Annotated in this window: 19 protein-coding genes; 14 read left to right on the top strand and 5 right to left on the bottom strand. The window is 63.0% G+C overall.

The genetic code is table 11. The annotated features are described in order from the left end of the window. Positions 1-19: 19 nt before the first annotated feature. The 12 genes from ACZ6DL_RS19710 (at position 20) to ACZ6DL_RS19765 (ending at position 13,112) form a co-directional block, all read left to right on the top strand. Positions 20-1,012, top strand: coding sequence for a helix-turn-helix transcriptional regulator (locus ACZ6DL_RS19710; RefSeq protein WP_466052933.1), 993 nt, complete (start codon positions 20-22; stop codon positions 1,010-1,012). Positions 1,013-1,923: 911 nt separating this feature from the next. Further along, positions 1,924-3,102, top strand: a complete 1,179-nt coding sequence (locus ACZ6DL_RS19715) for a sedoheptulose 7-phosphate cyclase (RefSeq protein WP_466052934.1) — start codon at positions 1,924-1,926, stop codon at positions 3,100-3,102. Further along, positions 3,095-3,829, top strand: a complete 735-nt coding sequence (locus tag ACZ6DL_RS19720) for an SDR family NAD(P)-dependent oxidoreductase (RefSeq protein ID WP_466052936.1) — start codon at positions 3,095-3,097, stop codon at positions 3,827-3,829. The genes ACZ6DL_RS19715 and ACZ6DL_RS19720 overlap by 8 nt, the downstream gene beginning before the upstream one ends. 17 nt (positions 3,830-3,846) lie before the next feature. Next, on the top strand, positions 3,847-4,506 hold the full coding sequence (locus tag ACZ6DL_RS19725; protein ID WP_466052937.1) for an HAD-IA family hydrolase: 660 nt from the start codon (positions 3,847-3,849) through the stop codon (positions 4,504-4,506). A gap of 8 nt (positions 4,507-4,514) precedes the next feature. Continuing rightward, positions 4,515-5,492, top strand: coding sequence for an ROK family protein (locus tag ACZ6DL_RS19730; protein ID WP_466053270.1), 978 nt, complete (start codon positions 4,515-4,517; stop codon positions 5,490-5,492). Beyond that, positions 5,489-6,610 (top strand): alcohol dehydrogenase catalytic domain-containing protein, encoded by a 1,122-nt coding sequence (locus ACZ6DL_RS19735; RefSeq protein WP_466052939.1) that lies wholly within the window; start codon positions 5,489-5,491, stop codon positions 6,608-6,610. Before ACZ6DL_RS19730 ends, ACZ6DL_RS19735 begins: the two co-directional genes overlap by 4 nt. Continuing rightward, positions 6,607-7,401: a sugar phosphate isomerase/epimerase family protein gene (locus tag ACZ6DL_RS19740; RefSeq protein ID WP_466052941.1), complete on the top strand. Its 795-nt coding sequence runs from the start codon at positions 6,607-6,609 to the stop codon at positions 7,399-7,401. The genes ACZ6DL_RS19735 and ACZ6DL_RS19740 overlap by 4 nt, the downstream gene beginning before the upstream one ends. 91 nt (positions 7,402-7,492) lie before the next feature. Next, a complete protein-coding gene (locus ACZ6DL_RS19745; protein WP_466053272.1) occupies positions 7,493-8,497 on the top strand; it encodes a zinc-dependent alcohol dehydrogenase in 1,005 nt (334 codons plus the stop codon). Positions 8,498-8,631: 134 nt separating this feature from the next. Next, positions 8,632-9,885 carry a glycosyltransferase gene (locus ACZ6DL_RS19750; protein ID WP_466052942.1) on the top strand — a complete coding sequence of 418 codons (1,254 nt, stop codon included), beginning with the start codon at positions 8,632-8,634 and terminating at the stop codon, positions 9,883-9,885. Positions 9,886-9,995: 110 nt separating this feature from the next. Next, positions 9,996-10,214, top strand: coding sequence for a MerR family DNA-binding protein (locus ACZ6DL_RS19755; RefSeq protein WP_466053274.1), 219 nt, complete (start codon positions 9,996-9,998; stop codon positions 10,212-10,214). Between the two features lie 151 nt (positions 10,215-10,365). Next, positions 10,366-11,721, top strand: coding sequence for a carotenoid oxygenase family protein (locus ACZ6DL_RS19760; RefSeq protein ID WP_466052943.1), 1,356 nt, complete (start codon positions 10,366-10,368; stop codon positions 11,719-11,721). A gap of 362 nt (positions 11,722-12,083) precedes the next feature. After that, entirely contained in the window at positions 12,084-13,112 is a 1,029-nt protein-coding gene (locus tag ACZ6DL_RS19765) for a hypothetical protein (protein WP_466052945.1), read from the top strand. A 605-nt stretch (positions 13,113-13,717) separates the two neighbouring features. Here the strand turns inward: ACZ6DL_RS19765 and ACZ6DL_RS19770 are convergent. The 3 genes from ACZ6DL_RS19770 to ACZ6DL_RS19780 form a co-directional block, all read right to left on the bottom strand. After that, complete coding sequence (locus ACZ6DL_RS19770) at positions 13,718-14,524, bottom strand: DUF6624 domain-containing protein (RefSeq protein WP_466052947.1); 807 nt, start codon at positions 14,522-14,524, stop codon at positions 13,718-13,720. Positions 14,525-14,713: 189 nt separating this feature from the next. Beyond that, on the bottom strand, positions 14,714-14,983 hold the full coding sequence (locus tag ACZ6DL_RS19775) for a hypothetical protein (RefSeq protein WP_466052949.1): 270 nt from the start codon (positions 14,981-14,983) through the stop codon (positions 14,714-14,716). 331 nt (positions 14,984-15,314) lie between these two features. Further along, positions 15,315-15,506 carry a hypothetical protein gene (locus ACZ6DL_RS19780; RefSeq protein ID WP_466052951.1) on the bottom strand — a complete coding sequence of 64 codons (192 nt, stop codon included), beginning with the start codon at positions 15,504-15,506 and terminating at the stop codon, positions 15,315-15,317. 233 nt (positions 15,507-15,739) lie between these two features. Between ACZ6DL_RS19780 and ACZ6DL_RS19785 the strand changes: the two genes are divergently transcribed. Beyond that, on the top strand, positions 15,740-16,981 hold the full coding sequence (locus ACZ6DL_RS19785) for a lipase family protein (protein ID WP_466052953.1): 1,242 nt from the start codon (positions 15,740-15,742) through the stop codon (positions 16,979-16,981). Positions 16,982-17,312: 331 nt separating this feature from the next. Beyond that, positions 17,313-17,675 (top strand): cupin domain-containing protein, encoded by a 363-nt coding sequence (locus ACZ6DL_RS19790; RefSeq protein WP_466052954.1) that lies wholly within the window; start codon positions 17,313-17,315, stop codon positions 17,673-17,675. A gap of 446 nt (positions 17,676-18,121) precedes the next feature. On the opposite strand, the gene ACZ6DL_RS19795 is transcribed toward ACZ6DL_RS19790, so the two are convergent. Both ACZ6DL_RS19795 and ACZ6DL_RS19800 read right to left on the bottom strand, forming a co-directional pair. Continuing rightward, the gene (locus ACZ6DL_RS19795) at positions 18,122-18,670 is read right to left on the bottom strand and encodes a hypothetical protein (RefSeq protein ID WP_466052955.1); all 549 of its coding nucleotides are present in this window, start codon (positions 18,668-18,670) and stop codon (positions 18,122-18,124) included. A gap of 45 nt (positions 18,671-18,715) precedes the next feature. Continuing rightward, entirely contained in the window at positions 18,716-19,702 is a 987-nt protein-coding gene (locus ACZ6DL_RS19800; RefSeq protein ID WP_466052957.1) for a sigma factor-like helix-turn-helix DNA-binding protein, read from the bottom strand. Positions 19,703-19,731: the final 29 nt, after the last annotated feature.

Here is a 19,731-nt window from a genome sequence, read left to right on the forward strand (position 1 = left end):
TATTGGTCATGATGGGACGATGGCGAACACCTCACACCGGGCGTTGCGACTGCTGTCTCTGCTCGGATCAGGAAGGCTGTGGCCGCTGCGCGAGCTGGCCACCCGGCTCGGAGTGAGCGAACGAACCGTCCGCCGCGACATAGAAACACTGCGTCGGCTCGACTACCCGATCACCACCATCCACGGCTCCGACGGCGGCTATCGGCTCGGCGCCGGGCACACCTTGCCGCCGCTGCTGTTCGACCACGACCAGGCCCTCGCAGTCGCGGTGGCCCTGCAGACCGCGCCCAGCACGATGTTCGGCCTCGGGGACGACGCAGCGCGGGCACTGGCCACTCTGCACCAGGTCATGCCCCCTGTGCTGCGCGCATCCATGGAATCCCTGCGCCTGACCCGGCTGCGGAACTACTGGGAGTTCCCCGCGCCTCCCATCGACCCGGCCGCTCTCCTCGCCGTCGGAACCGCGGTACGCCACCGCCACCTACTCGTCACCGAGACACTGCGTCCCGACGGCACACGCCCCGAACCCGGCGACCCCGACTTCTCACCTGCCCACCGCATCGAGCCGCACCACCTGGTCGTCTGGGCCTCCCGGTGGTACCTGGTCGCCTACGACCTCACCGACCACGAATGGCGGGTGCACCGCGTCGATCGACTGAACCCCCGCCCCACCACGCAGCACTTCTCCGCCCGCGCGCTTCCCGGCAACGACCTCGCCAACTTCGTGATGAGCACTCACGACCGCGGCGACACCCCCGCCGCCTGGCAATGCACCGGCACCGCACGGCTCAACCTGCCCGCTCACATCGTGGCCCGCTGGGCACCAGGCGGCTCCGTCGTGGAACACCTCGACACCGAACACTGCCGACTCACTCTCGGCGCCTGGTCCTGGGCCGGCATCGCCGGCATCCTCGCCACCTTCGACACCGAACTCACCGAGCTACATCCACCCCAGCTCGTCCACGCATTCCGCGAACTCGCACGCCGATGGGCCACTATCGCCGACACCTGAGAGAAACTCGACCTATTCTCGTAAGTGACCGAGTCGATGTTCCCGCGGTTCTCCGGAGTTGATTGCTCGACTCTTGCTCACGAAGTCATCGAAGAAAACTTGTTCGTGCCGATTGAGCTAGTCGAAGTCATTCCCACTGGATGACCTCGAATTATTGACAGAAGTACCGGCGTGTAGCAATGCTGAAAGCGTTTCGAGACAGCATGATCCGACTCCGAGTAGCTGTAGGAGCAACTACAGCATCGGCATTCGGCCGTCAATGTGTTCTCCGGAACATGCCCTCGGTTCAAGCCGCGTTCGTACCAATGCAGCATCGATTACGCACCCGGTCCGAGACGGTTGCAGCACAGAGCACTTCGGCCGTTCCGCGCTCGCCACTGAAAAAGCTTGGCTGGGAACCAAATCAGACCCTGGCGATCGAGACGACCGATGAGGTGATCATCGTGACCAAGTGCAGTGACGGCCCCCTCTGCTCGACGCGGCAGGGGCCGCGAGATCACTGTGATGCAGGTCACATTCGGACGAGGTCTTGCCGATCGGCCCTTGCCACCGAAATAGCTGCGCTACCATGGGCTGGGATGGCCTTGATTCAGGTAGCGGATCAGTATTTGATTTGGACCTCGAGGAGGGTGACATGCGTTCTCCCGATCTGTCGATAATTTCTTCGGTCCTACTCGCGATTCGATCCATATAACCTGGCGATTCTCGAAAATCGTCCGCTTGCGCAATCCAGCTCCTGCGCACCGCTGGGAGCTAAATGGAGCGGAGCGCTGTCCAGGCGGGCTCCCCTGTGATCGAATCTGTTCGGCGCGCGTTTCGGGTTGTCGATAGAGGCGGGGACCAATATGCAAGATGAAGGATTTGATCACGACGGACTGTGCTATGCCGACAACGGTGGTCGAATATGGACCGTGAGCGCGGTCAAACAGGTCTGCTACACGGTAGAGATGATCGATGACCTATTTCGCCCGACTAGCACTGCGGCAGCCGAAGGGATAGCGGGGGCATCCTACAGAGGAAAGCGGCGACTCGTCGTCATCGACCGCAATGTGGATGATCTGCATGGCAAGAGCATCAGAAGGTATTTCGAGTTGCATGACATGCGGGCGACTGTTGTCTCATTACCGTCCGGGGAGGCATGCAAAAGCTATGGTACGGCGCTTCAGGTGGTCGACGCGATGGAAGACTTCGGCATCGATCGCCGACGCGAACCGGTCGTGGCCATCGGCGGTGGCGTCCTGATGGATATCGTCGGCTTCGCGGCGAGCATCTACCGACGCGGTACTCCCTATATCAGGATCCCCACAACTCTCATCGGGCTGGTCGATGCCGGAGTCGGAGTTAAATCCGGTGTCAACTACAGATCGGGGAAGAATCGACTCGGCACGTACGCTCCTGCTGAAACAACGTTCCTCGACCGAACCTTCCTGAAGACGCTTCCCGCGCGGCATCTGAGTAACGGGATATCCGAGATCTTGAAGATGGCGCTGGTTCGATCAGAAAATCTTTTCGTCACACTCGAGAGCGTCGGTAGAAATGTCTTGCAGGATCGGTTCAGAGGAACCACACCCGCCCTCGAATCCGCTGCCAAATGGATTCTGACCGAAGCGGTTCACCTCATGTTGGAAGAACTTCAGCCGAACCTCTGGGAAGCGGAACTCGAGCGATGCGTCGACTTCGGACACAGTTTCAGCCCGACCATCGAAATGCGAGCTCTGCCCTCCTTGCTGCACGGGGAAGCGGTTTCCCTCGATATGGCGCTCACCACAGCGATATCCCTGCGACGTGGCTACCTCGCCGATGATGAGGCAACCCGGATCTATCGGACGATGGCGGACCTGGGACTTCCTCTGTGGGATCCGATCCTCGAAAGTCGAGGTCTTTTGCTGCAAGCTCTGGCGGACACCATACGACACCGCGACGGAAAGCAGAGGATACCGCTGGTGACCGGCATAGGCCGGTACGAGTTCGCGAACGACATCACAGATGAAGAGATTCGATCCGCAATACATTGGCTGGCAGGCGCCCGGTCTCGAATACAGCAAACCGGGAGCCGAGCAAATAGTACGTTAGGAGCGGTCCATGGGTAATGCGATAGTCGTCGGCGGATCGACCGGCATCGGGCGCGGCATTGCGGACGCCTGGGCCGGCAGCGGCTTAGATGTCACGGTATACAGCCGATCCGAACCGGTCGGTGACGGCGCGACATCACTTCGCTGGTGTCAGCTCGATTTCCGGGACGCTGCGGCGGCACGGACCGTTATCGAGAAAACATTGCCGCCCAGCATCGACCTGGTCTGTTACTCGTCCATCTATTACACGTCCAAACGGCAGTACTTCCCTGATGTGAGTGAATGCGATTGGATCGATCAACTGAAGATCAACCTTCATGGCTTGTGGATGGTTCTGAAGAGTACGATTCCGACTCTGCGACAGGCTGGACCGGGCGTATTCCTCAGCGTGTCTTCCGAGGTCGTGTACAACGCGGGACCCGCGAGATCAGGTTATGCCGCGACGAAAGCGGCGGCCGCGTCGCTCGTCGAGTCGGTAGCGCAGGAAGAGGACGCAGACGAGATCCGGTTCGTGCAGGTGCTGCCGGCGGGCATGGTCGATACGCCGGGTATTCGAGCCCGGCGACCCGCCGACTTCGACTACAGCGACTACATGACACCCGCTGATTTCAAGCCCTTCGCCGGCAATCTTGCGGAGAGCCGTGCGAAAGATATGCACGGCGACGTCTTCGTCGTCGCCAAAGGAGGTAGCTGGCATTCTCTCCACGACGGAGTTCCTGTTTCTCAATCTCGTGCATTGTCGTGAACCCAGGGATGTGAAACGTGTTCGAATACAAAGCCTCGGCACTACTGTTCGACATGGACGGCACCCTCGTGGACTCGACCGCCGTCGTCCGCAGCACCTGGACCGCCTTCGCTGAGCGGCACGGGCTGGATGCGGACGAAGTTATGGCCTTCGCGCATGGACGTCCGACCGGGACCACCGTCTCCGAGTTCATCGGTGACGGTGTGATCGCGCGTCGGGAAACCGCGCGCATAGTGGCCGAGGAGGAAACCACGGTCGAGGGCATCGCAGAGATACCCGGCGCGACCGCCCTCCTGCGATCGATCCCGGCGAGCGCATGGTCGGTGGTCACCTCGGCAGGTCGCACTTTGGCGTTGAATCGCATGGCGGCAGCCGGAATCCCGATCCCCGAGATCCTTGTCAGCGCCGAGGACATCGTCCGGGGAAAGCCGGACCCACAAGGCTACTCGAACGCGGCGGCCATGCTGGAGGTGGACATCGCCGATTGTCTGGTGTTCGAGGATTCCCACGCGGGAATTCGAGCCGGGATCGCCAGCGGTGCCCGAACAATCGCGGTCGGCGATCTCGCCGAATTCGATCACCTGATCCCGCGAGTAGCCGACTTCTCGAAATCCGTGGTCACGACGCACCAACTGTGCGGCGACGTCATATTCACCGACAGATCGGAGCGACGATGACGGCCGTCATGTACGCGGTCGACCTGGGCGGCACGTGGATACGTCTACGGCATGGTGCCGAGGTCACCGGTTCACCATCGACTCGCCGCATGCGGTCGCCGAGCTTGTTGAATTGTCCGAACGAAGATGTCTCCACGCTGCGACGGCGATTGATCGAGCTCCTCGCCGAGCAGGTCCCCGTCGGCGCGTGTGCGGCCCTGTCGTGTGGAGCCGCGATGGATGAGGAGCAGGGAATTATCTACGGTTCGGCACCCTTGTGGGGTAGCGCGAGGGAGCCGTTCCATCTACTCGCGGAACTCACCCGCGTGCGGCCGGACGTCCGTTGGTACGCAGTCAACGACGTGACGGCCGGACTCGCCGACTTCTGCGCGCGGTACGCAACGGACGCCACGCGGCAAGCCGGATACCTCACGGTCAGTAGTGGAATCGGACTTCGCCTGGCCGATATCAACAGCCGGCGCATCCCGGTCGACGGCTGGGGCATGCAGGGAGAGGTAGGGCACTGCCTTGCCCAGTTCCCCGCTGGGATACAACCACCGGCCTTGCCTGCCTGCGAGTGCGGCGCGATCGGCCACATCGGCTCGGTGTCCTCCGGCCCGGGGATTCGTCGCCTCGCCGAGCAAGCGGGGCTGGACTGTGGAACCGACTTCGATGACGGATTCGCCGACCGGCTGACCGATCGTGACGCAACTGCGAGGAAGGTACTCCGGATCGCCATCGCGCCGATCGCCGAACTACTGCGGACGCTGTGGTGCATCGTGCCCCACCTCGACCTTGTCGGTATCGGCGGCGGCGTCGTCGAGAACCTTCGCGAGCACTACCGTGCCGAGTTGTTCGGTCAACTGAGCGAGGAACGCTCCTATGTCGACAGGGGCCGCGACGAACGATGGCTCGAGGGGCACATTCGCTTGTGTGGTGCCCAGGACGTCGACAACCTGCACGGCGCGGTCCGGATGTTGACAGGTGAGCTGCAGGTGGTCCGGTGAGCCGGCATGCCGCGCTGGTGCGTTCTCGCGATGGGGTGCGTTTCGAGCACCTGCCGACACCGATCCCCCGCCCAGGTGAGCTACTGCTCGCGCCGATTGTCGCCGGTATCTGTGGCACCGATCTGCAGATCCTTCGGGGACTGCGGTCGGACCCAACGGATGTTCTGGGGCACGAAGGAATCGCCACGGTCGTCGCGGCGGGGTCCGGCAGCGGACCGTACGAGCCGTCTGCTGTGGTCACCGTGAACCCGACCCACCCAACCGACGCGCGATTCCTGCTCGGGCACAACGTTCGCGGGTTCTGGGCCCAGCGCGTACTGATCCCTGCGGAGGCTGTCGCTGCACGTTTGGTTTTGGAGCTACCCCGGGTTCCGGAGGTCGAGCTGGCATCGCTGATCGAACCGTTGGCTTCTGTGCTCTACGGCCGAGAAATAGCCATGGCTGCCGCGTCGGAACTGCCGAAGGTTCTCCTCGTCTGGGGCGACGGCACTATCGGACACTTGGCGGCCAGGTATTGGCGACATCGTGACCCTGGTGTGGTCGTCGTGCACGTGCACCACACAGAAGCAGGACTCGCCTGGTCGAGAGCACAGGCCGGGCCCGAGATATCGTTCCGTTGTGGAGATCCCGAGGTCATGGATCTTCTCGGCACGGCGAAGGATTCCCTCGCCGCGGTCGTCGCAACCCCACGTACCGCGACAGCGTCTGTGATCGCTTCGATCATCGATCACTGCGACGCGGCGCTATATGTGGATGTGCATGCCGGATCGGATCGAGACCCGATCACTACCAGGCACGGTGCGATCACGGTCGGTCCTGTCCGAGCCGCCAATTGCGGCGGACAGCCGGCTCAGCCGATAATTCGAACCTTCCCGCGCGCGAACGCCGGGCCGCTCACGGTCTTCGGTCACCGGGGAGTGGCGAACCGGCATCTCATCGAAGCCGTCGATGAACTACTACGGCACCCGGAACTGTATCGGCCGCTCGTGACCCACGTCGTCGATATCGCCGAGGCGGAGGCGATGCTGGCTCGATTGGCCAACGGGACAAGGCGGCGATTCGCAAGCCGGCGAGTGGTGAAGGCTGCCATCACGATCCGGCCCGATTGGCAGCCATGACAGATGACCTCGAGCAAGTCGAGCTGGCGTTGCCGCAGTGGCGCCTGAGCATCGATCGAGCCGCGGCGATCGAGCAGGCGATCGGAGCCGGTGTCAGGCGAGTTCATCTCGACTTCGGTGGCGCGCAGCGCGGAACGGTCCTCAGCGACGGCGCCTGCCTGTCCCGCTTGCTGCCCCTCCTCTCCGACGTGGCAGTCCCGGTCCTGGCCTTCAACCACGCGAACGACGTCGGCATCTTCACGGAAGACAACCGCGTCAACCCGTACTGTCTGAGCCTGGCCATGACGGCGCTGGACGTAGCGGCCGCCCTGGGGGCGGAAACGCTCCACATACCGAGCTTCGGTGCCAGCACGATCGGTGATGCCGGCCAGCTCATGGCTACTGCCGCCTTCTTGCGGCCGGTCGCGGAGTCGGCCGCCGCCCGAGGTATGGGTGTCGCATCGGAGAGTGCGTTGGGAAGCGCGCAGGCGATCCGGCTCTACCATGCGGTCGATCGGCCGAATCTCAGCCTGGTAGTCGATACCGGAAACGCCATCGACGCCGGTCATGACCCGGGCAGGCTCTTGGGTGATCTGCTGGCACAGTCGAGGGTCTGCGCAGAGGTACATGTCAAAGAGCCTCGGAGGCGGCGATTGACCGGAGAGCAGCTCGCTGCTCTTGTGCGCGATCACGTACTGGCGCATTTCGTGCCGAAAGCGCTACTGCTGGAGAACGATTACGCACACGTGGCCGGAAGGTTGGATGCCGACGTCGCCGCGATGCGCGACCTTCTCGGCAGAGCCGAAGGATGAGCTTGCCGTGTGCACCTGCGAGCGACGAGGACGGTGAGTAGACATGAAAGCGACCGGGCGACCGTGGACGGGACATTGGCCCACAGGCATGATGCGGGCTTCGGTGATAACGGAACCCGAGCATGTGCGGCTCGTCGAAGTTCCGATACCGGACCCGGTGCCGGGACACGTCTTGATCCGAGTGGCGCGCGTCGGTCTGTGCGGCACCGACTCAGAACTTCTGCGTGGCGCGGCTCGTTATATCCGAGACGGGCGCTCTACCTTCCCGCTGCGATACGGGCACGAATGGGCCGGCGCAGTGGAAGCGGTCTGCGGTGTCGATTCGGTGTTTCCAGGGGACCGAGTCGTGGGCCAGACCATGATTTGGTGCGGCAGCTGTCGCGGTTGCCAAACGGGGCGGCGCAACGAGTGCACCAGGATGGTCGAAGTAGGGCTGTACGGTTGCGCGGGCGCTGCGGCTCACTATGTCAGGGTTCCAGCGACCGCATTGACAGTCCTTCCCGCTACCGTCGACGCCGACGCGGCGGTACTGATCGAGCCTGCCGTTACGGTATTGGCCGGAATCGACGCGTTGTCCATACGGCATTCGGACACTGTCATGATCATCGGGACCGGCACAATCGGATTGCTCGCATTGCAGATGCTGAAAGGAAGGGTCGCCCGGTTGTCTGTGATCGGGATCGATGAAAACGGGCTGGAACTGGCAGGTCGATTGGGGGCATCGGATGGATTCGACCCGGCAGAGCTCGAAGAAGGATCCTATTCGGTGGTCGTCGAGGCATCGGGGAGCCCGGAAGCCCTGGCGATGGCGATCCGTGGCTCTGCGGTCGGTGCCCGGATCGCGGCGATCGGAATCAGCGATGAGATAGCCGACGGAATCGACGTCAATAAGCTTGTACTTGCCGGGTTGAGCATCCGAGGCATCCGGCACGGCCTGGACTACTATCCGGACGCCGTGGAGCTTTTCGGATCGGGCACACTCGACGCCCACACGCTGATCGATCGAGTCGAACCGCTGGAGCACGCGGCACTGGCGTTCGCTGAGTTGGCGGCACCGCGGCGAGCGCCGAAGATCCTCTTGGATCCATGGCGCTAGTGGGAGAAATCGTGTTGGAGACGAACCTACGGGGTGGGTGGCGCCCCCTCTACTGACAGGACCGGGCATTGAACAGTCGAGAAGTAGCCGTTGAATGGATCGCCGAACCAAGAGACCGTCGCGCACCGTGGATAGTGCACATCAACACCAGTGCCAACGGCGGGGGTGTCGCTGAACTCATTCGCGCCGTCATATTCAGCTCCAATGGTGGGCGGAACGACCTCGGCTGGGCTGTGATAAGGGGTGGCCCCCAATTCTATTCCTTCACCAAAAATCTCCATCACTTGCTGCACGGACGTGGCGCCCCATCCGATCTGTTGACTGCCGGCGCAGGTCGAGACGTGTACCGAGAAACACTGGCTCTTGCTCTTGCCGATATCGTGGCGATGGTCAGACCTGGAGATGCGGTGGTTTTGCACGACCCTCAAACGCTGGGTTTGGCGCCGGGGCTGGCCCTGCACGGCATTCGGGTCGTGTGGCATTGTCACGTAGGGTCACGATCGGATCCCTCAGGGGTGAAATCACTGGTCTGGCGCTATTTCTCGGCTGATCTGCAAGCAGTGGAGAGAGTGGTGGTCACCCATGGTGAATACTTGAAGGATGCGCCTGTCGAGGTGGTCGAGGAGGCCCGCCCCGCGATATGGGCCGACTCACCGAAGAATGCCCCGATGACAGCCGATCAGGTCAACACACGCCTCACCGAACTCGGACTTCATGAGTCGGGCCCGGCGGAGACGGAAATCAGTCGGGTCTGGCAGGCTCACTCCCTTCCCTCGTCGGCACTCGTCGTGCTCCAGGTGGGTCGCTGGGATCCACTCAAAGGGATTGCCGGCGTACTACGGTGCTCCGAACACTTCGGCCGAAACGTGCACTTGGTTCTTGCCGGGCCTGATCCCCGAGAGGTGGTCGACGACCCAGAGGGCCGTGCGGAACTCGACGAAGTGCTCCGAGTGTTCCACGCACTACCGAGCGATGTCCGCGCGCGAACTCATATCGTGGCGATGGCCATGGTGGGCAATGACCGTGACTCGAACGAGTATCGGGTGAACGCTCTCCAGCGCCGCGCGGACATCGTCGTACAGAAAAGTATCGAGGAGGGATTCGGGTTGGCCGTCACAGAGGCGATGTACAAATCCAAACCTATCGTCGCTTCACGAATCGGAGGGCTCGACGGCCAAGTGATCCACGGCGTAAACGGCTTCCTCGTCGGAATCGATGACGACGACGAATTCATTGCCTCGGTCGTACGCCTGTGTGAAGATCGGCCGCTCCGGCTGGAATTCGGCCGCAGAGGGAGGCAGCGGGTAACCGAGAATTATTTGATCGAACGACTGGTTTCGGACTACGACAATATGATGCACGGGGGACCGCCGTCCTGGACGCCTTGACCACCGGCCGCGTCGCCTGTCTCCACGACGGTCAAAACTCGGCCGCACCGCGGGGCAACTGCCGCGACTACCCCGACGAACTTGTCGAACATGTCCGGCTGTTGCGAGGGATGCAGACGCTGGGGTTCTCCTTGGTCGAGATCGGTCAGGTCATGGAAGGTGTGCGCGCTCGCGATATCGACTGTGCTGATGGCGCGGTTTTGATCGCGGCTAGGCGCAGGCAGATGGACGAACAGATCGTCGCCCTGCGCGAACTGAGCGCACTCCTCGGCCGAGAACAGCGCCGCCTCGAACAGCGAGCGCGCCGCAACGGCCGAATCGCTCGCTGATTCCGTCCGATCGGCTCCAGCGGACCAGAATTCTGCACCGCTGTGACCTGCGGTTGCCGCGACCGGCTGACAGCGTCGAGAAGAACAAGACTGTTTCTGCGCCGATTGTCGCTGCACCCTGGCGTCCTGACCGACGAACTGGAGTACAGCGATGACAGCGACAAATCGCGACGAAGGCCCCTTGCATCTGGTGGGTAACAACACGCCGGTGACCGAGGAAGTGACCGTGGAGCCGACCGAGGTGATCGGGGAGATTCCACGCGACCTCGATGGCGTGTTCGTGCGCAACGGACCGAATCCGCGCACGGGAACCTCGACACACTACTTCGCCGGCGACGGCATGGTGCACGCGGTGTCGCTCGCCGACGGCCGAGCCGCCTGGTACCGCAACCGGTATGTGCGGACCCCGTTGGCGGCGAATCCGGGGAAGTCGCGGTTCGAGCTGGCCTTCGACACGGTCGACGGCACGATGGATTTCCGCGTCACCACGGCGAACACCCACGTGGTTGCCCATGCGGGCCGCGTGCTGGCGCTCGAGGAGGGCGGTTTCCCCTACGAGATCACCCCCGAGCTCGAGACAGTGGGACCGTTCACCTTCTGCGACGCGCTGCGCACACCGATGACCGCACATCCGAAGATCTGCCCGACGACGGGAGAACTGGTGTTCTTCGGAGCCCGGCAGCGTCCCCCGTTCCTGACCTACTACCGTGCGGCGGCGAACGGAGATTTGCTGCAGGCGAAAGAGATCGCCGTTCCCCGGGCCACGATGATGCACGACTTCGCGATCACCGCCACGGCGGTGGTCTTTTTGGACCTGCCGGTTGTGTTCGACCCGGTCTCCGCGGCCGCGGGGTTGCCGTGGCGGTGGGACGATACGCACGGCGCCCGCTTCGGGGTCATGCGCCGACACGGCCGGGACGTGCGCTGGTTCGAGGTCGAGCCCTGCTACATGTGGCACACGATGAACGCCTTCGACGCGGGAAACACCATCGTGGTCGTCGGCGGCCGCATGCCGACCCTGTGGCGCGACGGCCCCGCCGATCTCACAGGCGGTCTGCCGCGGTTGCATCGCTGGACGTTGCACCTCGATTCGGGCACGGTCACCGAAGAACCGCTCGACGATGCCGATATCGAGTATCCGCGGGTCGCCGACGCCGACGTCGGGCTTCCCCACCGTTTCGGGTACGTCACGAGCTTCTCCTTGGACCCACGACCGTCGCACTCCCTGATCTACAAATACGACTTCACCCCCGGCGGTTCGCGTCAGGTGCTGCGGTTGCCCGCCGGAAACACCTGTGGGGAAGCGGTATTCGTATCGCGCGCCGACACCGAAGGCGACGATGACGGATACCTGATGACCTTCGTCCACGACCGCACCCGCGACACCAGTCATCTGGCGATCATCGACGCCGCCGACCTGAGAAGCGGGCCGATCGCCGAGGTGCGGCTTCCGGTTCGCGTGCCCAACGGGTTCCACGGCAATTGGATCCCGAGGCATCGGGAATGACGCACTGCCAACATCGGCGGCCCCGACGTGGCCAGCGTCTTGCCGAGGACCGAGCATTCCACCACCACGTCCTCAACCGATCTTCACGTTGTCGGCTTTGAACGCGAACCCCCGGGCAACGGTGACAGCACCCGGTGAACCGCCGTTGGGTCGTGTCTCCCCGATGTTTCGAGCCATTCGACGACGCGGGCCAGGACGAATCCGGCTCGGTGGGGGTGGCGAGTTCGTGGTGTCGCCGCCGCCGTGGCCGCGCCGGGTCGGTCGGCCACCACCTTGGCGATGTCGCTGGCAATGATCTGACCAACGTCATGACCGAAATCCGCTAGCATCGCCTGGCGCCCAGGACACCAGAATGAAACGTTATGCGCTTGATTACCCCGACCGTCATATTGATGATGGCGGCAGTCCTGCTGACAGGATGTACTATTCCGACACAAGGACCCGACCAGACCGAGCGTGACAGCTGGTCACGCGTGATCGAAACTGCCATCCGGGCCCTTCCCGGGGTGGTCGATGCGTCACATTGGTTCGATTACGAGGGCAAGTCCCGCACGTACCATTCCCGGCTCGATGTGCAGCTCGAGGATGACGCCACACCGGACGAGGCCGCCTCCGTGGTGCGTGCCATGGGCGCCCAGCAGCTTCCGCCGCGCTACCAAGGCGACCAGACCGAGGTCGATCTCGACCGGATGACGGACTCTTATTCTGCGAATTGGCGGTTCGGTCGGGACGTGAGCAGGGAAGCGAACTCGGCACACACCTGGGTGAGAGTCTCGCCCCCCGGCGCACAGCTGCACTGGTCGTCACGCGGCATCGACGTAGACCAGATGTACAACGCCCTCAGCGTCTCAGCGGGCTCCGAGGCCGAACCCCACCATGCCACCGCGGCGATGCGCCGAATCATCCAGGACTTCCCCGAACTGGCATCCAACTACTGGACGGTGTTGACCGTTCATGAGGAGAGCGGGTTCAAGAATTACTCGAGCCTGGAACCCGGGTGGCTCCACCAGGACCGCCCATTCCGCTACCCGTACAACCGACCCCGCTTCCCGTCCAATGATGAACTCGAGATGTGGGAGTGGCTCCTGACCGATCAACCCACCCCGTTCTTCGTCGAGATTTCCGTATACGACCCGCCCGGCAAAGCAGGCCGCACCGTGGATGTCTCGATATACCCTCCTGTCGGAAAGCAACTCACCGCTACGCAGGCAACACAACTCGCCGAACGGCATCTTCCCTACTTGGCCCAGCCCGGTGCCGTGGTCGACTACGCGATCGAAACACGCAACGGCCCCGCTTTCGCGGTCTTCGTCGGCGGTTGCCCCCAGCCACCCTGGCGCGATGTTTCACCGGAGTCGCAGCCCTACGCGCGTCAGTATGAACGCTGCTAGGCCGTGTCTCAGCAGTGTTTGTGTTGCAAGGCGCTGGCAAGCGGCGTCCGGCCAAGGTAGCAACTGTACGTGGATACAGCGGTAGATACCCAACATCAGTCGTGAGCTTGCGGCCATACTCGCCGGATCCAAACGCGTCGTCACCGACTGGCTGTACACACTCAATTCGGCCACCTAATACTGGCGGCGGGACTTGATCCCGGCCTGGATCGGGTCCAGGTGCCGGGTGAGAAGACCCCTGATCGGCTGCCCGCCTGCGTCATTGGTGCGGCTCAACAATGGCTTGCCTCTCACGGTCACCGTGCCCCTGGGTGAAGGTTCCACCCGCGCCACCAGGACCGGGTCTTGGGACGAACGGCCGGCCACCGAACCTGGTTGCGCTGGGATGGGCTGCCGCGCCGCTGCGCAGAGTGAGGTCAGACAATCGGGCAATGAGGAAGTAGGACCCGGCCGTGATGCCGTCTCCAGCCATGACTGTTCGTCGTCATTGAACCTGCCGACTCGGCGCAGCGCCGGGCCGAGATGACCTGCGCGGACTCTGTAGATCGCAGTCGCCGACGGCAACCTGGGCAGACACGACCTGAAAAGTGCGAAAGTCGAGGCGGTCAGTAGGTGATGGAAAGCGCTGAAATTTCTTCAATGGTCCAAGCATTGGCGATATCTTCTTCCTCGAGTGGCGGCAGCCCGAGTTCGGCTCTGCGGTCATTAACCCGCCCTGGGGTTTCCATAGGAAGAAGACGAATCGGACCTCCTAGTCCAAACGATTGGGTGCCATATACTTGTGGGCGCTTCTCGCGCGTGCGAACACGATCATCAAGATATGCCAGATGTACTCGATCCGCTTTACCCTCGGCTACCGATTGTCGCAACAAGGGTAAGCATTGCTGCTGAAGATCCAGCGGAGCGTGTTGAACTATCAGCCAGGCCGCTCTAGCTCCATCCTCACCCACCCGATCCGTTCCTGGCCAACCGTGTTTCGCGATAACGCCCCTGAGCCACGAAATATTATCCGCATCAACCATCCGCATGGCTTCAATTTCTGTCTTACTCGCCGGATGACTCATGTTCCGGCGGACTTCCTGATCACGTTCACCTCGCTCCAATAGTTCGGTAGAAAGGCGCTCGATCTCCTGCGGGCGTTTGTCGGCGGTATCGTCCGGTCTCCCACCACGGTCGACTGTGTGCGGGTCGACAGTCGCCGCCTGCCTGTGCTCAGGCGCTGTCAGCGTTTCACCCGCTTTGTCCACCTCGCGCCCACCGAGCTGATCGGCCCGCACCTTCACATCGACATCGTGCCTGACAAAACGAGCTGCGTTTTTGGGCATGTGCGCAACACCCTCAGCTCCCCTCCTTGTCAGGCGTTTCAGATCTTCCACAATTCTGCCCAGGACCCTGGTCAGGCCGTTGCTCAATCAGGCCTCACTACTCCGATAGGTGAACGCTGAGACACCGGACAGCGGCGCTGCGCCGACCCGAGTGATGCTGCCGCCAAGCCGGCACCCAGGACATACAAGCAGCGGGTCGCCTTTCCATCGGGACTGTGGCCGGATCTGCCTCGTAATTGAGGAGGCGGCCGCTTGTGTCGCAACAGGTTCCATGGGTCAGCCGGTGGCCGATACGTCGAGGCTGGCCGGTGCTGATCCGAGGTAACGGTGCAGGGAGGTCTTCGAAATACCGGTCTTTCTCTCGATCGCGGCCAGCGACTTGTGTTCCCGGCGCCGCAGCCGTGTCTTCTTATCCACGTAAATCCGCGGATGCAGAATCCCGGCGTCGGCGAGCGCGGCCAGTTGACGGTCGGGGCTCTGCTTGGTCGAGCTGACCCGCGCGTAGCCGAGATCCCAGCCACCTGCCGGATGCTGATCCATCATCACGACGAGACCGTACCGAAAATCGTTTCCGCACGCGGGTTTCGGATCGCTTCCCAGTGCTGGCCAGTGGAACGATTTCTGGAACGAGTGGCAATCGGATCGGCCTACGTCGCAAGCTGAAAACCGTCCAACGGTGTGTGGCGCGGAGCGTGCAGCCAATTGTTCCACTTCCATGGAAGTGGAACAGGTTAGCTGGCGGAATGCTCGCGGCGAGCCGGAAAGAGTGCTCGAACGAGTCGACGTCGCCGTGAACTGGAGAGTCGCGAAGATGTTCGACTGGCTCGTCCGTCACCACCCCAGAATGGCCGGCCACAGTCGCGGCAAGTTACCGCCGTTACTGACACATCAAGGCTTTCGCTCGCGCCGGTGACTGCGGCAAGCGGTCGCCGCCATCCAGTTCGTCGGTGGCCTGGTACGGACTGTCGCGCTTGCCGAGCACATCGCCGGTGTCACGCGCCGCCGTCATCCCGAGCACGCGGACCCGGAAGCGGTGCGCCCGCTCGTGGACCTCGTGCTCGGGCTCCAAGGGAAGGCCACCAGCGTCTCCGATGACCGCGGACCGGGCCCCCGTCGGCGGGCGACGACGTCAGGTCCCGGACAAGCGGGTGATTCGCCCGCATTTGTGGCGGATCGTCTAGACTCGTATCCACTGCTACCGGTCCGGGATGTTCTGTCCCTGATGCGGACGCGGCGTGTGAATTCGCGTCACCGCTTTCTCCTCTCTGTTTCGGATGAAACTCATACGGTAAGGAGCGGTACATGACTGCACAATCCACGACGATCAATGAGCCGACTCTGCAGGACAAGATCGCGTACCAGCTGTGCGAATACGCGAATCTGGTCAACAGCATCAGCAAAGAAGACAGCGACCTGGAGGGCACGCTCTCTCAGAAGATCCAGCAGTATCTCGACACCAACCGGGAGGTCATCGGAGGGTGGGAAATCGTCTGGGGTCCGGGAGTCGCGCTGTTCGACACCGACTTGTACGCGGTCAACGCCCTGTACATGGTGCGAAGCATCGAGGATCGCTCCCGGTACGTGATCGCCATGGCCGGCAGCACCGACGCACTGGTGTTCGACTGGCTCGTCGAGGACTCCTTCATTCTCCAGACGCCGTGGTTCGCGAACAGTGCCGCCTTGCACACGATCGGCACGGCCATCGGGGTGAAAACCCTCATAAATCTCAAACCCTCCGGCCCCCGTCCCGGCGCTGGTCACACCTTGCCCGAGTTCCTGAGCACGCTCGGCGACAAGGCGATCGACCTGACCGTCACCGGCCACAGCCTCGGCGGTGCCCTGTCACTCACGCTGGCCTTGTTCCTGCGCGACACCCAATGGCTATGGGACAATTCCGAGAAAGCCAAAATCGGCGTGCTCTCGACCGCCGGGCCGAGTTTCTGCAATCAGGAATTCGTCAACTACACCACCCAACGCCTGCAACGAGTGCGGCGCTACGCCAACGACCTCGACATCGTCCCGCACATGTGGAACCCGCCCGACATCGATGGCGCCAAGGCTCTCTACTCCAAGAACAATCAGCCTGCTCCCGATGGTATGAAGGTTGTGTTCGACTTGCTCAAGACGCAGGCGTCCGTATCGGGCCAATATGCACACTTCGACCCCACCAGCGGCGTGTTCCAAGGCACGTTCAACGATGAGATAAATCAAACGCAAGGCTCGACGCCAGACGATTTGTACTTGAACCAGGTCGGGTACCAGCACATAGGCGGCTACCATGAGTTCTTCGAAATCAGAGGCGTGCAGTGGCCGCAGGGCGTCATAGCCCTCCCGCCGGTCGGCGCCGACTCCGTGATGGGCCGGATCCTGGCCTCGGCCGGTGTACCGCTCGGCGATGGTGACGGGAAGGTACTGGCGAACCGTCGGCCCGTGACCGTCCCGATCAACGGACAGCCCGTGGAACTGCCCACCGACCACGACAGCCCTGAAGCCAAGAAACTCGTGGACCGCGTCACCGCCGAGTTCGACCCCACCTCCGCATGAACTGACGCCCCGGCCCCGCACTCGGTGGCACGAGAGCTTCAATCCGCTACAGCGCGAAAGCGCTACAGCGGAGCAGGACGTGGCGGTCGATTCCGGCGGGCACCTCGGCGGCAACAGATCAGTCGACGAGGTCCAGCATAGGTCTCGGCAGTCGGCCGCCACGCCTAGGCAGTGTCTCGAAGTAGTTGGCCACGACAGTTTGCGAAGCCTCCCACGAACGATGAGCGAGCCAGGCGGTCCTGAAAATGGACGCGGTGCCGCGGCGATGGATCACCGTTCTGGGTCTACAACCTGCTACTCATCGGCGGATTGATTGCGAAGGAGAACGGCCATGCCTGATCTGGTACGCCAGAGTTTCGAATCTCCGGAGGAGAGCAGGCCTTTCGAGCAGGACAAAGGCAGAGTCGATCTCGTCAACCTGAATCGTGGCCCGGTGGGCCGGGCGATCTTCGAACCCGGTTGGCGGTGGTCGCTTCATGTCAAGCCGATAGCCCAGACCGACAGTTGTCAGTCGGCCCACACCGGATACTGCATCTCCGGCCGGATGGTGGTCGCCATGGACAACGGCGAGCAACAGGAATACGGGCCTGGCGACTTCATGATCATCCCACCCGGCCACGACGCGTGGACCGTGGGTGACGAACCTTGCGTCATGCTCGACTGGCAGGGCTTCGCCGACTACGCGAAGCGGTAGCCGGGCGACGGAGCCGTTGATAGAGGTGGGTGGGTGTGGCACTGGTCCAACAGCGCCCGATTCGCCTCGTCACCGCCGCGCAATCGGAAACAGATCAGCGACAGTGGATGCGGGGCGAGCACTTCGAAACGATCGTCCGCGCCGACCACCGAGTTTTGTTGTCCCACACAGAGGTTCGTGGGTGTTCGCGCTCCGGTTGGCCCTGGGCGCCACCGCCACCCGCCAGGAGCATGTGGCCGCCGCGTGGACGCTGTTGAGCCAGGGGGCGGATATCGTCGCCGCATCCCGCTGAGTCGACTGGGCCGAGCAGGTCGGCGCAGCCTCAGCCGAGTCGGCCCGAGTCCGCCGCTGCCGAGGGGCGCACTCGAGAAATGTGGGGCCCTGGGAACCGCATGGCAAACGCCGCCGAACCCGGGCTCGGCGGCGCTCGCACCTGTCTCGGAAAGTCAGTTGACGGTGAATGTGCCGGCGAGCGACGCCTCGGTCACCCCGGGGCAGGACTGCTCGGTGCTCACTGTGTTGTCATCCGACGCGGTATGCCCGGCGTAGGTGCCGGACTCGATGACGATCGGGAAGGTCGCAGGACCGGACCCCTTGGACTTGCTCTGGTTGCCCGCGGACTTGCTGCTGATCCTGCTGGTGCTGCCATCGGACCAGGTGATAGTGCCCGTGCCCTGATGAACGTTGACTTTCCCGTCGCACGAGGCGACTTCGCTGCCCTGCTCGTCCATGCTGACGGGGTACGGCTCGCCCTCCTCGACCGCGGGCCCGCTGCAGTCGGTGAATTCGGTGGTGGCCGTCCATTCCACCTTCGACGGCTTCTCGCCCAACCCGGAACCCGCCCAGTTGACTGTGCCGTTTTCGGTGCAGGTGATGATCGGATCCGTAATTCTGGTATCGGGCGGTGCGGCGATGCCCGGTGCGGCGAACGGGATGATCCCGAGCGACGCGCTTGTGAGAACAACGGCTCCGGCCAGACGATATCGGGTGAACATGCGTCTCCTTGGTCGTTGCTGCTCGGCTGATGTCCGTTCCAGACATTAATCGGCTACCGACCCCGAATCGGGTTTCCCGCCGTCCAGCGGCGTTGCGCGGACAACGGGCGCCGGGGTACTGCCGACGATCTCGGCGAGGTTGCGGACGAAGTAGAGGCCGGTGATGCGGTCTCCTTCGATACCGATCGCCAGGATGCCGTCGAGTTCACCGTCGACATGAACCTCCAACGCCGCAGTGCCGTTGACGGTGACGGGTTCGCCGGTGAGCGATACCGCGCTCGTCCCGAGCCCGCCGACGAGGAAGCGGGCCACCTTGTCGGCGCCGGTGACCGGCCGTATCGTGGCCCGTTCGACGCCGCCACCGTCACAGACGAGGACGACGTTGGGAGCCAGGACCTCGAGCAGGACCTGTGGTTCTCCGGTTTCGAGTGCACGCTGCAACGATTCCGCCGCCTCACGGGCCCGGTCCGCGGAGACCAGCCGATGGGGGCGGCGGACGGTGACATGGCGGCGGGCGCGATACGCGATCTGACGGACCACGGCGGTGGTCGCGCCGACCGCGTCGGCGATCTCCTCGTAACCGAGGTCGAACGCCTCACGCAGGACGTACACAGCGCGCTCGGTCGGCGAGAGCATCTCTAGGACCAGCATCAATGCCCTCGACATGCTCTCGGCGAGTTCGACATGGTTGGCGGTGTCCGCAGCGGTCGGCAGCGGCTCGGGCAGCCACGGGCCGGCGGTGGATTCTCCGCGGCGTTTCATCGACCACAGTCGGTGCAGGGACCGGCGGGTGAGGGTCCGAATCAGGTAAGCGCGTGGGTCGCCGACCTGGCCGGAGTCGATGTTGCGCCAGCACAGCCAGGTTTCCTGCAGGACGTTTTCGGCATCGGCGGTGGATCCGAGCATTTCGTAGGCGACGGTGAAGAGCAGGTTACGGTGCGCGAGAAACGTTTCGGTCGACTCGATGATGGCAGCGTCACCACCGTCACGGTCCGTGATTTGCCGAACACCGGGGTCGGGTGTGGTGTTCATGTAGTCCTCTCCGGTTGTCGTCGGATCCG

The sequence above is a fragment of the Nocardia sp. NPDC041819 genome (assembly GCF_055590505.1).